General features: G+C 69.1%; 16 protein-coding genes. 12 read left to right on the top strand and 4 right to left on the bottom strand.

Annotation, left to right across the window (positions count from 1 at the left end):
- Window positions 1–34: 34 nt before the first annotated feature.
- Complete coding sequence (locus Adu01nite_RS05275) at window positions 35–826, top strand: EI24 domain-containing protein (protein WP_203725371.1); 792 nt, start codon at window positions 35–37, stop codon at window positions 824–826.
- Here the strand turns inward: Adu01nite_RS05275 and Adu01nite_RS05270 are convergent.
- The 3 genes from Adu01nite_RS05270 to Adu01nite_RS05260 form a co-directional block, all read right to left on the bottom strand.
- Window positions 791–1,801, bottom strand: coding sequence for a LacI family DNA-binding transcriptional regulator (locus Adu01nite_RS05270; RefSeq protein WP_203725369.1), 1,011 nt, complete (start codon window positions 1,799–1,801; stop codon window positions 791–793). The genes Adu01nite_RS05275 and Adu01nite_RS05270 overlap by 36 nt on opposite strands.
- Before the next feature lie 4 nt (window positions 1,802–1,805).
- Window positions 1,806–3,227, bottom strand: a complete 1,422-nt coding sequence (locus tag Adu01nite_RS05265) for a GH1 family beta-glucosidase (protein ID WP_203725367.1) — start codon at window positions 3,225–3,227, stop codon at window positions 1,806–1,808.
- Between the two features lie 111 nt (window positions 3,228–3,338).
- Window positions 3,339–4,103: a maleylpyruvate isomerase family mycothiol-dependent enzyme gene (locus Adu01nite_RS05260; protein WP_203725365.1), complete on the bottom strand. Its 765-nt coding sequence runs from the start codon at window positions 4,101–4,103 to the stop codon at window positions 3,339–3,341.
- A 58-nt stretch (window positions 4,104–4,161) separates the two neighbouring features.
- On the opposite strand from Adu01nite_RS05260, the gene Adu01nite_RS05255 reads away from it, so the two are divergent.
- A complete protein-coding gene (locus Adu01nite_RS05255; protein ID WP_379130678.1) occupies window positions 4,162–5,232 on the top strand; it encodes a UDP-N-acetylmuramate dehydrogenase in 1,071 nt (356 codons plus the stop codon).
- A 10-nt stretch (window positions 5,233–5,242) separates the two neighbouring features.
- On the opposite strand, the gene Adu01nite_RS05250 is transcribed toward Adu01nite_RS05255, so the two are convergent.
- On the bottom strand, window positions 5,243–5,761 hold the full coding sequence (locus tag Adu01nite_RS05250; protein WP_203725361.1) for a CAP domain-containing protein: 519 nt from the start codon (window positions 5,759–5,761) through the stop codon (window positions 5,243–5,245).
- A gap of 407 nt (window positions 5,762–6,168) precedes the next feature.
- On the opposite strand from Adu01nite_RS05250, the gene Adu01nite_RS05245 reads away from it, so the two are divergent.
- From Adu01nite_RS05245 to Adu01nite_RS05200, 10 genes are all read left to right on the top strand, one after another.
- The gene (locus tag Adu01nite_RS05245; protein WP_203725359.1) at window positions 6,169–6,867 is read left to right on the top strand and encodes a response regulator transcription factor; all 699 of its coding nucleotides are present in this window, start codon (window positions 6,169–6,171) and stop codon (window positions 6,865–6,867) included.
- A gap of 73 nt (window positions 6,868–6,940) precedes the next feature.
- Entirely contained in the window at window positions 6,941–9,310 is a 2,370-nt protein-coding gene (locus tag Adu01nite_RS05240) for a chemotaxis protein CheA (RefSeq protein WP_203725357.1), read from the top strand.
- A 1-nt stretch (window position 9,311) separates the two neighbouring features.
- Window positions 9,312–9,749 carry a chemotaxis protein CheW gene (locus Adu01nite_RS05235; protein WP_020513051.1) on the top strand — a complete coding sequence of 146 codons (438 nt, stop codon included), beginning with the start codon at window positions 9,312–9,314 and terminating at the stop codon, window positions 9,747–9,749.
- Window positions 9,749–10,621 carry a hypothetical protein gene (locus Adu01nite_RS05230; RefSeq protein ID WP_203725355.1) on the top strand — a complete coding sequence of 291 codons (873 nt, stop codon included), beginning with the start codon at window positions 9,749–9,751 and terminating at the stop codon, window positions 10,619–10,621. Before Adu01nite_RS05235 ends, Adu01nite_RS05230 begins: the two co-directional genes overlap by 1 nt.
- Before the next feature lie 13 nt (window positions 10,622–10,634).
- A complete protein-coding gene (locus tag Adu01nite_RS05225; protein ID WP_203725354.1) occupies window positions 10,635–11,813 on the top strand; it encodes a protein-glutamate methylesterase/protein-glutamine glutaminase in 1,179 nt (392 codons plus the stop codon).
- Window positions 11,810–12,655: a CheR family methyltransferase gene (locus Adu01nite_RS05220; protein WP_203725352.1), complete on the top strand. Its 846-nt coding sequence runs from the start codon at window positions 11,810–11,812 to the stop codon at window positions 12,653–12,655. The genes Adu01nite_RS05225 and Adu01nite_RS05220 overlap by 4 nt, the downstream gene beginning before the upstream one ends.
- Before the next feature lie 16 nt (window positions 12,656–12,671).
- Window positions 12,672–13,049, top strand: coding sequence for a response regulator (locus Adu01nite_RS05215; RefSeq protein WP_239132149.1), 378 nt, complete (start codon window positions 12,672–12,674; stop codon window positions 13,047–13,049).
- Window positions 13,046–13,534 carry a chemotaxis protein CheX gene (locus Adu01nite_RS05210; protein ID WP_203725348.1) on the top strand — a complete coding sequence of 163 codons (489 nt, stop codon included), beginning with the start codon at window positions 13,046–13,048 and terminating at the stop codon, window positions 13,532–13,534. Before Adu01nite_RS05215 ends, Adu01nite_RS05210 begins: the two co-directional genes overlap by 4 nt.
- A complete protein-coding gene (locus tag Adu01nite_RS05205; RefSeq protein WP_203725346.1) occupies window positions 13,531–13,893 on the top strand; it encodes a response regulator in 363 nt (120 codons plus the stop codon). Before Adu01nite_RS05210 ends, Adu01nite_RS05205 begins: the two co-directional genes overlap by 4 nt.
- A gap of 7 nt (window positions 13,894–13,900) precedes the next feature.
- A complete protein-coding gene (locus tag Adu01nite_RS05200; RefSeq protein WP_203725344.1) occupies window positions 13,901–14,389 on the top strand; it encodes a hypothetical protein in 489 nt (162 codons plus the stop codon).
- The last annotated feature ends 148 nt before the right edge of the window (window positions 14,390–14,537 follow it).

Here is a 14,537-nt window from a genome sequence, read left to right as displayed (position 1 = left end):
TGCGTCTGGCGCTGAGGCAATAGGCTGCCGAAGCGTGAACGCAGTTCGGCAGTTCCTGCAGGGCGCCTCCCTGCTCGCCCGCGGTCTCGGCCTGGTCCTGCGCAGCCCCAAGCTGCTCGGGCTCGGCCTGCTGCCCGCCCTGATCTCCGGTCTGATCTACACGATCGCCCTGGTCGTGCTGGTCGACTTCCTGCCCCGGCTGTCCCGGGGCGTGACCTGGTTCGCCGACGACTGGTCCGAGGGCCCGCGCGACCTGGCCCGGGTGCTGGGCGGCGCCGGCCTGCTCGGGGTGTCCGTCCTGCTCGGCATCCTCACGTTCACCGCGGTGACGTTGCTGATCGGCGACCCGTTCTACGAGCGCATCTCGGAGCTGGTCGAGGACCGGTTCGGCGGAGTGCCGGACGAGGTCGAGGTGAGCTTCTGGCAGTCGCTGCGCCGCAGCCTGATCGACTCGCTGCGGCTCATCGGGCTGTCCATCCTGTTCGGCGTCCCGCTCTTCCTGCTCGGCTTCCTGCCGCTGGTCGGGCAGACGGTGATCCCGGTGCTCGGCGCCACGGTCGGCGGCTGGCTGCTCGCGGTCGAGCTGACCGGCGTGCCGTTCCAGCGGCGAGGAAAGCGGCTGGCCGACCGCCGGGTCGCGCTGCGCGCCCAGCGGCCGCTCGCGATCGGCTTCGGCGTGGCCGTCTTCTGCTGCTTCCTGATCCCGCTCGGCGCGGTCCTGCTGATGCCGGCCGCGGTGGCCGGGGGCACCCTGCTGTCCCGGATGGCGCTGGGTCACCCCGTCGAGACATCACGCGCTCTCGCGGATCACCAGCTCGGTCGGTAACACCACGGCGTCCGGCAGGTGTGGCTCGCCGTTGATCAGGCCGAGCAGCTGGCGGGCCATGGTGCGGCCCATCTCGACGATCGGCTGACGCACCGTGGTCAGCGGCGGCTCGCTGTAGCGGCTGATCTCGAAGTCGTCGAAGCCGATCACCGCGACGTCGGCCGGCACCCGTCGGCCGGCGTCCTTGAGGGCGGTCAGCGCGCCGTGCGCCATCATGTCGGACGCCACGAAGACCGCGTCCAGGGCCGGGTCGTCGTCGAGCAGCTTGCGCATCGCGACCATGCCGGACTCGCGGGTGAAGTCGCCGATCTGCACGTGCTGGGCGAGACCGGCCTCGTCGAGGGTGGCGCGATAGCCGGCCAGCCGGTCGATGCCGGCCACCATGTCCTGCGGACCGGCGATGGTGGCGATCCGGCGGCGGCCGGCCGCGACCAGGTGGCGGACCGCCGAGCAGACCCCGCCGAAGTGGTCGACGTCCACGTAGGGCACCGCGGCCTCGCCGATCGGGCGGCCGCTGCAGACCACCGGGATGCCGAGCCGCACCAGCGTGCCGGGCAGCGGGTCGGCGCCGTGCATGGACGCGAACATCACGCCGTCGACGTGCCCGGCCACCGCGTACCGCTCGACGCGGTCGTGGCTCTTGGCCGAGCCGGCCATCATCAGCACCAGCTGCTTGTCGGCCGCCTCGAGCTCGCCGCCGACGCCGCGGATGATCGCCGGGAAGAAGAGATCGTCGGAGAAGACCCGGTTGGCCGTTTCCGGCAGGATCAGCGCGATCGACTCGGTGCGCTGGGTCACCAGGCTGCGGGCGGCCTGATTGGGCACGTACCCCAATTCCTCGACGGCCCGGTTGACCGCCTCGCGGATCGAGGCGGCCACCGATGTGGAGCCGTTGACGACGCGGGAAACGGTCGCCCTGGACACTCCGGCGCGTCGCGCCACCGCCTCCAGGGTCGGTCGTTCCCGCGTCACCACCAGGTCACCCCTCGCTCTCTCCCGGGGCGATGCCGTTGCGGCGGATCACCTCCCGGTACCACTTCGCGCTGTCCTTCAGCCGCCGTTCCTGGGTGGCGTAGTCGACGTGCACGATCCCGAAGCGCTTCGCGTACCCCTCGGCCCACTCGAAGTTGTCCATGAGCGACCAGAGGAAGTAGCCACGCAGATCGACACCGGCCGCCAAGGCATCATGGCAGGCTCGCAGGTGACCGTCGAGATATTCGATGCGTCGGGTGTCATGGACCTCACCGTCCGGGCCGGGCCCGTCGGGGTAGGCCGCACCGTTCTCGGTGATCAGCAGCGGGGTGCCCGGGTAGTCCTGGTGGATCCGCTTGAGCAGGCGGGTCAGGCCGGACGGTTCGATCAGCCAGTTCATGTCGGTCACCGGGCCGTCGGGCTCGCGGAAGGCGATGCCCTCACTGCCGGGCTGGTCCGGTGCCGCGGGCGTGCCGGGCTTCGCCGACACGTACGACGGCATGTAGAAGTTGATCCCCAGCACGTCGATCGGCGCGTTGATGGTCGCCAGGTCGCCGTCCTGGATGTAGGCCAGGTCGGTGAACCGGGCCATGTGGGTGAGCATGTCGGCCGGGTACTGACCCTTGAGCAGCGGGTCGAGGAACATCCGGTTGGACAGCCCGTCGATGATCCGGACGGCCTCGAGATCGGCCTTGCTGTCCGGGTCGAGCGGGAAGGCCACCGACGGGTTGAGCGTGATGCTGACACTGCGGGCGCCGGCCGAGCGCAGCGCCCGGGCGGCCAGACCGTGCCCGAGCAGCAGGTGGTGCACGGCCGCGAAGGCCGCCGCCGGGTCCTGCTTGCCGGGCGCGTGCCGGCCGCTGGCGTAACCGAGGTAGGCCGAGCACCACGGCTCGTTGAGCGTGGTCCAGGTGCCGACCCGGTCACCGAGCTTGGCGTAGACGATCTGGGCGTACTCGCCGAAGGCCTCCGCGGTGAGCCGGTTGGCCCAGCCACCGAGGTCTTCCAGGGTCTGCGGCAGGTCCCAGTGGTAGAGCGTGACCACCGGGTCGATGCCCTTGCCGAGCAGTTCGTCGGTGAGCCGGTCGTAGAAGTCGAGCCCCTTGACGTTGACCGGGCCGGTGCCGTCCGGCTGGATCCGCGGCCAGGCGATGGAGTACCGGTACGACGCGAGGCCGAGATCCGCCATCAGCGCCACGTCCTCGACGTAGCGGTGGTAGTGGTCGTCGGCCACGTCGCCGGTGTGCCCGCGGTAGACCCGGCCGGGCTCGCGGCTGAAGGTGTCCCAGATGGACGGGCCGCGGCCATCCTCCCGCGCCGCGCCCTCGATCTGGTACGACGCGGTGGCCGCGCCCCAGACGAAGCCGTCGGGGAAGGTGATCCCGGCGAGGGCCGGCTGCGCCGACGTGGACGTGACGGTTGCCGTCATGCGTTCCCCGCTTCCTGGTGTTGCGAAAGGTGTTCGCGAAGTCACTTAACCGGTTAATCATAGGGGCCGAAGGGCCCTCGACGAACCGCCGGTAAGACGAATTTAAACGGGTCAGCCGGTCCGCAAGGCCGAGATCAGCCGAGGATCTCCGGTAACCACCAGGCGATCCATCCGCTGCCGGCCCATCAGGGCGAGCAGCAGGTCGCTGGCCGGGCCGGTCGCCTGGGCCCGCGCGTGGTGGTCGTCGGTGTCCAGAATCGTGCTGGTGTCGAGCAGCGCCACCCCGGCGCCGCGCAGCCGGACGAACCACTCGTAGCCCGCGTCACCGGCCACCAGATGCACGACTCCGTGCAGGTCGGTGGGGCCTTTCCGCTTGCCGGCCGGCAGCCAGGTGTCGAGCACCTCGCTGATGCCGTCGGCGGCGAGCTTGGTCTCGATCGACGTCGGCCGCCCGGCCGCCGCCTCCGCGTCCCACCGGTGGACGGAGATCTCGTGCGCCATCCGGCGGTGCCAGAAACCCGCCTGCTTCGCCTGCGGCGCCCAGTTCCACGCGGGGAAGTCGGCCTCGACGGCGTCGAGCGTCTCGATCGTGCCGGTGAGCTCGCGGCGCAACTCGTCGAGCGCGGCATCCCACTCGGGTCGCTCGCCCTCGCGCACCGGCGCGGTGGTCGGGCCGGTGGTGACACCGCGCGGCACGGTCGCGCGCACCCAGTGGGCGAGCGTGGTGATGTGCTCGACCAGGTCGGCGCAGGTCCAGTCCGGGCAGGAGGGCACCGGCGCGGACGGGCCGGCCTGGGCCACCGCGTCCTGCAGGGCCGGGCTGTCCGCCCGCAGGGCAGCGATCCAGAACTCCTTGGTCGCGTGCAGCCTGTTCATCGCGATAATCTCCGCTTCATCGGACCGCCGATGAGTGTCCCGGCGCCTTGAGCCTAGGGTGAACGTCGTGCCTGACGTTAGTAGCCAACGCCAAATCGACGCACCCGCGGACTCCCTTGCGGCGTACACGACGCTACGCCTCGGCGGGCGGCCCGGCACGTTGACGGTGGCTGCCGAAACGGACCTTGCCGTCGCTACCGTGCGTAACGCCGCAGATCAGGGCCGTCCGGTCCTCGTTCTGGCCGGCGGAAGCAACGTGGTGATCGGCGATGCCGGCTTCGCCGGCGAGGTCCTGCTGCTGCGCACGCGCGGCATCGAGGTGGTCGACTCGCGAGCTGAGCGGGTGGTCGTCCGGGTTGCCGCGGGCGAGGTCTGGGACGACTTCGTGGAGTACGCGGTGACCAGCGGCTGGTCGGGCATCGAGTTCCTGTCCGGCATCCCCGGTTCGGCCGGCGCCACCCCGATCCAGAACGTCGGGGCGTACGGGTCGGAGGTCGCGGACACGATCGTGGCCGTGCACGCGTACGACCGGGAGCACGACACCGTCCGGGCGATGTCCCCGGCCGAGTGCGCGTTCGCGTACCGGTCGAGCGTCTTCAAGCACAGCGACCGCTACCTGGTGCTGCACGTCGACTTCCGGCTCGCGGTGTCGGCGGAGTCGGCCCCGATCCGCTACGCCGAGCTGGCCCGCAGCCTGGGCGCCGAGGCCGGTGACCGGGTGCCGCTGCGCCAGGCCCGGGACACCGTCCGGAAGCTGCGCGAGCAGAAAGGCATGGTGCTCGACCCGGATGACCGGGACACCTGGTCGGTGGGCTCGTTCTTCACCAACCCGGTGGTGAGCGCCGAGCTCTGGGCGACGCTGGGTCTCGAGCACGCGCCGCACTGGCCGGGCGAGGACGGCAGCGTCAAGATCCCGGCGGCCTGGCTGATCGAGCACGCCGGTTTCCCGAAGGGGTTCGCCGGCGAGGGCGTGGCGATCTCGACCAAGCACACGCTGGCCCTGACCAACCGCGGCGCCGGCACGACCACGGCGCTGCTCGACCTCGCTCGGACGATCCGGGCGGGCGTCGTGGCCACGTTCGGCATCGAGCTGCACCCCGAGCCGGTGCTGGTGAACTGCGAGTTCTAAGGGGTTCGGCTCACTCGTACCCGAAGACCTGGGTGTAATAAGGCAGGCCGTTGGGGCCGTAGGCGACGCCGGTGCCGATCGAATGGGCGCTGCAGTTGAGGATGTTCTCCCGGTGACTCGGGCTGGCCATCCAGGCGTCCAGCACCTCCTCCGAGGTGCGGTAGCCCCAGGCGATGTTCTCGCCGGACGGCTGTTCGTAGCCGGCCGCGTGCGAGCGGGCGATGAACGTCGTGCCGTCCTTCCATACGTGCGTGAACTGGCCGGTCTTGGCCATGTAGATGCTCTGCCGGATGGACGCGATGGTCAGTTCCTGGTCGACCGCGAGCGAGGTGCACCCGTTCGCCCGGCGCTGCTGGTTGGTCTTCGTGACGACCTCGGACATCAGCTGGGCCGGGGTGATGGCGGTGTCCGGTGCGTTCGCCGGGAGCGGCGGCGCCGGGACCCGGGCCTGCGCAGGCGTGCCGACCGCCAGCAGCGCGACGGGCGCGGCGGTGAGCAGTACGAGACGCTGTACGGCCTGGACGTGCACGGATGCCTCCCGGATTATGGTGGGCCGAGTCGCCCACCTAGGGATATCGCAGCTGTTTCCCGGCCGTAAGTCCCTTATTTGGCGGAAACCGGCATCACCCTACGCAAAAGTGTCACGCTGGTGGGATGGCCTCGTGCGCCGACCTCAGCTGTCACTCCGGTCCCTTGCCGCCGGAAACGTGCGGACGCCCTCCACGAGCCGGATAGCCCGCTAAACTGTCACTGTCCGTAAATAGACCGTGACATCACGCTATCGTGGCTTTACACGGTTGATTCCGCCGCTCGCGGTCGCGCGAACGGCGCCGAGCAAGACGCTGACCTGGACGGGCCGCCACCGGCGGATCCGGCGGACGGCCGTGTGCACAACACGGGCGTGAGCGAGGGGTGGGGGGCAACGGTGAGCACACGATGAGTCGCCTTCTCGTCGTCGAGGACGATCCGGACATCGCTCTCGCCCTCCGGCTGCTGTTCAGCCGTGCGGGCTATGAGGTGGCACATGCCGGCGACGGGCGTACCGGCCTGAAGGAGGCATACGCCGAGCATCCCGATCTGGTGGTGCTCGACGTCGGGCTGCCCGAGATGGACGGCTGGCAGGTCCTCGAGCGCCTGCGTGACGTCTCCGACGTGCCGGTGCTGGTGCTGACCGCGCACGGCCAGGAGGCGGAGAAGGTACGCGGCCTGCGCGGCGGTGCCGACGACTACCTGACCAAGCCGTTCGCCAACAACGAGCTGCTCGCCCGGGTCGAGGCCCTGCTGCGCCGCTCCTCGAACGGCCAGAACAGCTGGGCCAGTCAGGTCTACGACGACGGTCTCGTGCACCTCGACCCGACCAAGCGGCGGGTCTACGTCAAGGGTGACGAGAAGCGACTGACTCCGACCGAGTTCCGCCTGCTCAATGCGCTGGTCCGGCACGCCGGTGCGGTGCTGAGCCCGAACCAGCTGCTGACCCAGGCGTGGGACGACCCCACCGGCATCGGTCAGGAGCGGGTGAAGTTCGCCGTACTCCGGCTGCGCCGCAAGCTCGGCTGGTCCGACCCGGACGAGTCGCCCATCGAATCCGTGCGCGGGTTCGGTTATCGCTACCGCCGACCCGGCGGAGAGGCCTGACTCACAGGTGTTCTCAGGTGACGGACGTAACCGTCGATGAGAGCTGTGGAAGCCGAGCAGGAGGTAGGTAAGCGTGGAAGACCTTGGTGAAATCGTTGGCGAATTCCTATTGGAGAGCCACGAGAACCTTGACCAGATCGACCGCGACCTGGTCTCCCTCGAGCAGGAACCGGACTCGCGTGATCTGATCTCGCGGATCTTCCGGGCGATCCACACGATCAAGGGTACGAGCGGCTTCCTGGCCTTCAGCCGGCTTGAGAAGCTCGCCCACGGTGGTGAGTCGCTGCTCTCCCGGCTGCGCGACGGCGTGCAGCCGGTAACCCCGGCGACGATCACGGTGCTGCTCGCGATGATCGACGGCGTGCGGTCGATCCTCTCCTCGATCGAGGAGAACGGCAGCGAGAACGACGTCGACATCGACAGCATCCTCGCCCAGGTCCACGCCCAGATGAACGCCGGCGAAGCAGCGGCGGAGGCGGCCGCTCCGGCCGCCGCGCCCGCCGAGGACGCCGCTCCGGCCGGCGAGACGCCGGTGCCGCTCGACGAGGTGCCCGCCGCCGCGCGGCCGGCGCCCGAGCCGGTCGAGGAGCAGCGCAAGCCGATCGGCGAGATCCTCGTCGAGACGGGCGGGGCCGCGCCGCAGGACGTCGGCTCGGCACTGGCTCAGCAGCTCGAGGGCGACGAGCGCAAGCTCGGCACGATCCTTCTCGAGGAGGGCAAGGCCAAGCCGGCCGCGGTCAACGAGGCGCTGTCGCAGCAGGCACCCAAGCGCAGCATCGCGGACAGCGCGATCCGGGTCGACGTCGATCTCCTCGACACCCTGCTGAACATGGTCGGCGAACTCGTCCTGGCCCGGAACCAGCTGGTCCGCGGCGTGATGGAGACCGGCGACGCGACCCTGGTGCGCAGTGCGCAGCGGCTCGGCATGATCACCAGTGAGCTGCAAGAGGGCATCATGAAGACCCGGATGCAGCCCATCGAGCACATCTGGTCGAAGCTGCCCCGAGTCATCCGGGACCTGAGCAACTCGCTCGGCAAGAAGGTCGAGCTGGTCATGCAGGGCAAGGAGACCGAGCTCGACCGAAGCCTGCTGGAGGCGGTCAAGGACCCGCTGACCCACCTCGTCCGCAACGCGGTCGACCACGGTATCGAGGAACCCGAACGGCGGATCGCGTCCGGCAAGGACCCCGAGGGAACGCTGACTCTGCGCGCCTACCACGAGGGCGGGCACGTGGCGGTCGAGGTCGCCGACGACGGGGCCGGCCTGAACGTGGACCGCATCGCGCAGAAGGCCGTGGAGAACGGCCTGCTCCGGGCGGACCAGATCCCCAACATGGACAAGCGCGACATCATGGCAATGGTCTTCCAGCCGGGCTTCTCCACCGCCGCCAAGGTCACCAACGTGTCCGGCCGTGGCGTGGGCATGGACGTGGTCAAGACCAACATCGAGAACATCGGTGGTGCGGTCAGCGTCGACTCGACGCCCGGCGAGGGCACGGTCTGGCGACTCACCATCCCGCTGACCCTGGCGATCATCCAGGCGCTCACCGTCGACTGCGGCGAGCAGCGTTACGTCGTACCCCAGGTCGCGGTCTTGGAATTGGTCTTCATCGACGGAAATTCCACCAAGATTGAGTACGCCTCGGGCGCGCCCGTCTACCGCTTGCGCGGCAAGCTGTTGCCGCTGGTCCGGCTGGACCGGGCGCTCGGCCTCGAGGTCGGCGGTGACCAGGGCGTCTACATCATGGTGCTGCAGGCCGACGGCCGACGGTTCGGCCTGATCGTGGACCGCGTGCTGAACACCGAAGAGGTCGTGGTCAAGGCCCTCAACAGCCGATTCAAGGACATTGGCCTGTACGCCGGGGCCACCATCCTCGGCGACGGCAAGGTCGGCCTGATCCTGGACGTCTCGTCGCTCGCCCGGCGCAGTCACCTGGCCGCCGACGCCGACCGCAAGAGTCTCGAGGGTTCGTCGCGGGCCAACGCGGTCAGCGGAACCGGCGAACGGCTGCTGGTCACCGCGGTCGGTGATCGGCGGGTCGCGATCCCGCTGGACACCGTCACCCGGCTCGAGGAATTCCCGCGCGATCGGATCGAGCACGCCGGCTCCCGCGAGGTCGTGCAGTACCGCGGGCAGATCCTGCCCCTGGTGCGGCTGTCGCACCTGCTCGGTGCGTACGGCGAGGAGCCCGAGGGCGACACCGTGTCGGTGGTCGTCTACAGCGAAGCCGGACGGAGCGTGGCCCTGGTGGTGGACCGGATCGTCGACATCGCCGAGAACTCCACGACCGCGCGCCGGGACGCGGAGGAGGACGGCCTGGTCGGCACCGCGGTCATCCAGCAACGGGTGACCGAGCTGCTCGACGTCCGCCGCGCGATCCTCGCCGCCGACCCGAATTTCTACACCGATCTGGAGAACGACGAGATGCTGGTGGAGGCCTGAGATGGCGAGCCGACAGTTCGCCACCTTCGAGGTGGCGGGTCAGCTCTTCGGCGTCGAGGTGCACACGGTGCAGGAGGTGCTCTCGTACAACGAGTACACCCCGGTGCCGTTGGCTCCGCCGGCCGTCGGCGGGTTGTTCAACCTGCGCGGTCAGGTGATCGCCGCGGTGGACCTGCGGGTCCAGTTGGGCATGGCGCGCAAGGCGTTGCAGGGTCCGGTGATGAACGTGATCCTGCGCGGCGACGGCGAGCCGGTAAGCCTGCTGGTCGACAAGATCGGTGAGGTCGTGGACCTGGACGACGAGCGGTTCGAGCCGCCGCCGGACACGCTCAGCGGCCCGACCCGGGAACTCGTCGTCGGCACGTTCAAGCTCGACGGCCGGCTGATGCTCGCGCTCGACGTCAACCAGGCCGTCGACACGTACCGCGCCACCACCTGATGTACAGCCTGGTCAGCGCCCCGGTGCTCGGCTTCGACCTGACCCGCCTGGCCGGCGGGTCGGCGACGGCCGAAGTGGTGCTGCGTGGCCTGCGCTTGCAGAAGGACGACCTGCAGATCCTGGCCGAGCGGCTGCCGGATGAGGGTATCCGGGGGCCGCTGTGGGTCGAGGTGGAGAGCGCGGCCCGCCGGATGCCGTCCCTCAAGGGCATGTCGAAGGAGGACCCGGCCGGCAGCCTGGCGCTGGTCGAGCGGGCGCCGATCGGTTCGGTCGACGCGCTGCTCACCTGCCTGCGCTACGACGTGATGGCCTGGACCTGGAGCGGGACCGGCCGGGAGGCACAGCAGACCGAGACGGCCTCGGCCGCCACCGCGCTGCTGTGCGATGCCGCGGTCGCCAGCTACCTCCGCGAGGTGCTGGACAACGATTCGCGCCGGATGCTCGGCGCCGGTTGGGTGTCGGCGATGCGCAAGCTGCCGGCCGGCGCCCCGATCGACCTGGGCCCGCACCACTACACGGTGTCGGCCCTGCTGGACCGCCTGCGTTCGTTGCGGGCCAAGGATGTGAGCCGGCTGACGGCCTCGGCGGAGGACGCGCGCCGGAACGCGGGTGGCTGGTCCCCGGCCGTCCATTCGGCCTCCTGGGCCGCGTATCTCTCGGATCGGGTCCGCACCGCCGCCGCGGCGCAGATGCTGTTGGTACAGGCCGTGGACACGGCCGACATTCCGCTGGCCGACCGGGCCGGCGGGGTTTGGAACATGCTCAGCGGTGCCGTACAGGCGCTGGTGGTACGTGACCTTCTGGACACCTCCACCGCGCATCGGCTGCTGGCGCCGGTCGTCGCGGCATTGGGCCCGGCGTGGCTCGGGTGAGGGAGGTGGTCGGATGATTACGGTGCTCGTCGTCGACGACTCTGTCGTGGTTCGTCGGCTCATCGTCGACGCCCTGGGCGGCGCCGAGAACATCGAGGTCGTCGGTACGGCCTCCAATGGTCTCCTGGCCCAGGCGAAGATCGATCAGCTCAAGCCCGACGTGATCACGATGGACATCGAGATGCCGCAGATGGACGGCATCGAGGCGGTCCGGGAACTGCGCAAGCGGCACAAGCAGATCCCGGTGATCATGTTCAGCACGCTCTCCGCGGCCGGTGCCTCGGCCACGCTCGAAGCGCTCGCGGCCGGCGCGACCGACTACGTCACCAAGCCGAGCAACGTCGGCTCGGTCAACGAGTCCATCGCGGCGGTCCGGAGCGAGTTGGTCCCGAAGATCCACGCGCTGGGCGGCCGGCGACGCGTCGCACCGGGCGCCCCGCCCGGGCGTCCGAGCGCTCCCGCCGCCCCGATCCGGACCCGGCCGGGTGCCGCCCCGCCGCGGGCCGGTCTACCTCCGGCCGGTCCCCCCGGCCGTCCGGGTGCGCCGCCGTCCGGAGCGCCGCCACGTCCGGCGAAGCGCGGGACGCCCGGTGGCAAGGTCGACATCCTGGCGATCGGCTCCTCGACCGGCGGCCCCGACGCGCTCACCAAGGTGCTCACCGGCCTGCCGTCGGACATCGCGGTGCCGATCGTGATCACCCAGCACATGCCGCCGGTCTTCACCAAGATGTTCGCCGAGCGCCTGGACCGCAGCACCCCGCTGCACGTGGTCGAGGCCGGCGACGGGATGGAACTGCAGCCCGGCTGGGCCTACATCGCTCCCGGCGACTCGCACCTGGTGCTGCATCGCCGGGGAACGGCGACGCTGACGCAGCTCAGCAGCGCACCGCCGGAGAACTCCTGCCGCCCGGCCGTGGACGTCATGTTCCGGTCGGTCGCGGCCCTCTACGGGGCATCGGCCTATGCCACCGTGCTCACCGGAATGGGACATGACGGACGGGGTGGTGCGAAGGTGCTGAGAGACGCAGGTGCCGAAATTCTGGCTCAGGACGAGGCCACCTCGGTGGTCTGGGGAATGCCGGGTGCCGTGGTCGGCGCGGGCCTGGCGGACGAGGTCCTGCCGCTGGAGCGGATCGCCGCGCATCTGATCAACCGGGTGAAGACCGGCCGATCGGCGGCGGTGGCCCGATGACCCTTTCCCAAGCTGAGTTCACCTACGTCTCGACGCTCGTCCGCAAGGAAGCCTCGATCGTCCTCGCGCCGGGCAAGGAATACCTGGTCGAGGCCCGGCTGATCCCGGTCGCCCGGGCGGTCGGCGCGGCGAACGTCAACGAGTTCCTCGCCGAGCTCCAGCGCCGGCCGAACCCGGCCCACCAGCGCCGGATCATCGACGCGCTCACCACCAACGAGACCTCGTGGTTCCGGGACCGGGAGCCGTTCTTGGCGCTCACCGACGTGGTGCTGCCCGAGCTGATCAAGTCGCGGTCGGCGGCCCGCAAGATCCGGATCTGGTCGGCCGCGAGCTCCAGCGGCCAGGAGGCGTACAGCCTCGCGATCACGATGCAGGAGAACCTGCCGCCGGGCTGGACCTACGAGATCATGGGCACCGACATCTCCACCGAGATGGTCAAGCGTGCGGAGGCGGCCGAGTACAGCCAGGTCGAGATCAACCGCGGCCTGCCGGCGCAGCAGCTGGTGCAGTACTTCGAGCGTGCCGGTGCGCACTGGCGGATCACCGCGCAGCTCCGCAAGAACGTCTCGTTCCGGCTGATGAACCTGACCGCGCCGCTGCCGGCCATGCAGCCCTTCGACATCGTCTTCCTGCGCAATGTCCTGATCTATTTCGATGTCGCGACGAAGCGGACCGTACTGCAGAACGCGGCCAAGCTTCTCCGCCCCGACGGGTGGCTCTTCCTCGGTGCGGCCGAGACGACGATCGGGATCGACGACAACTACGAGCGGGTGGCCGCCGGCCGCACCTCTGCCTACCGAGTCCGTAACGGGGCGCCCGCGGGCGCCTTGAGAAGGGGATGACGACGCGATGCGCGCCATGGTGATCGACGACTCCCGCGCAATGCGCATGATCCTCAAGCGCATTGTCACGAAGCTGAACTTCGATGCGGTCGAAGCAGGCGACGGCAAGGAGGCACTGGACCTTCTGCTCGAGATGCCCGAGGTGCCGGACCTGGCCCTCATCGACTGGAACATGCCCAACATGAACGGGCTCGAGTTCGTCACCCACGTCCGGGCCGACCCACGTCTGCGTGAGATGACGCTGGTCATGGTGACCACGGAGAGCGAACAGAGCCAGATCGTCCGGGCGCTCGCCGCGGGCGCCCACGAATACGTGATCAAGCCCTTCACCGAAGGCGCCATGATCGAAAAGCTGGCCCTGCTGGGCCTCGTCCCGACCGGAGCAAACTCATGAGCGTCGAAGTCGAGGTCAATGAGGATGACCTCGCCGAGATGGTGGATCAAGTCTGGGAGTCGTACCTGGATCCGGAGGGGATCAACCCCTTCATCCCGACGTACGACGAGAACCAGCCCTCCGAGGTGCACTCCTCCGTCTCCATCAGCGGTTCCTGGACCGGACATCTGGTCTATGCCTGCTCAACCCTGGCGGCCCGTCGCGCCGCCGCCGCGTTCCTGGCCATGGAACCGGACGAGGTGAGCGAGGACGACCTCTCCGATGTGCTCGGCGAACTCGCCAACATCGTCGGCGGCAACGTGAAGGCGATGTTGCCGCCCGGCGCCCTTCTCTCCCTGCCCCAGGTGGCCCTGGCTCCCGAATCCACGGCTCGGTACCCGAACACCGAGCGGATCGGCGGCGTCTACGGCGTCTGGGAGGGCGAACCCGTGTCCATTTCCATGTGGCAGAGCCGCGCGGTCAAGAACGAGGAGGAGAGCAAATGAAGATTCTCATCGCCGACGACAGTCGGGTCATGCGGCAGATCGTGGTCCGGACCCTGCGTCAGGCCGGTTTCGGCGACCATGACCTGATCGAGGCCGCCAACGGGCGGGAAGCGTTCGACATGACGAAGGCCGAGAACCCGGACCTGGTCCTGTCGGACTGGAATATGCCCGAAATGACCGGTATTGAGGTACTTCGTCAACTTCGGGCGGCGGGCAACGCCGTGAAGTTCGGCTTTGTGACGTCGGAGAGCACGCCTGAGATGAAAGACCAGGCGGAAGCGGCCGGCGCGCTTTTTTTCATCGTGAAGCCGTTCTCAGCTGAGCGATTCGATGAGGTCTTCGCTCCTATTTTGGGATGATTACGACATGTCCGACGTCTCGGTTCTTCCTGGCAATGTGGCCGTACGCAACCTCTTCGAGGACCTGCTCGGCCGAGAGGTGACCGTCAGCCCCGGCGATCCGATCTCCGCTGAGGAGATCGCGACGGCAACGGTTGCGATTTTCACTGACACTTCACAGAACATCTACGGGGTCCTGGGGATGGACCTTCCCCTGGCGGCGAACGCGGGTGCGGCGCTCGGCCTGCTACCGGCCGGCGCGGCCGAGGACAGCATCGACGAGAAGCAGTTGTTCCCGAACCTCGCCGAGAACGTCTTCGAGCTCTGCAACGTGCTGACCAGCCTGCTCAACCGGGAGGGTGGCCCGCACATCAAGATGTACCAGGTCATCTACCCCGGCGATCCGCTGCCGGCGGACGCCCGGGCGCACCTGATGGCGCTCGGCCGCCGGGTCGACCTGTCGATCGAGGTCAACCGGTACGGCAAGGGAAAGTTGAGCCTGTCCCTGGCGCCCTGATCGGGTCGTCAGTAAGTACGTATCACGGGTCCGCCTTGGTGGCGGGCCCGTGATTTTTCATTGAGCCTTCAGTCCGGTCAAGGGCGGCGGTGGGCGAGCGGTGGGCTAAGTAAAAACTCTGTCCGGTCGAACCTTAGGTCGAGCAATG

Origin of the sequence: Paractinoplanes durhamensis (assembly GCF_016862175.1) — a bacterium.
Classification (GTDB): Bacteria; Actinomycetota; Actinomycetes; order Mycobacteriales; family Micromonosporaceae; genus Actinoplanes; species Actinoplanes durhamensis.
The sequence above is the reverse complement of the archived record's forward strand: the minus strand, read 5'-3'. Positions and strand labels throughout refer to the sequence as shown.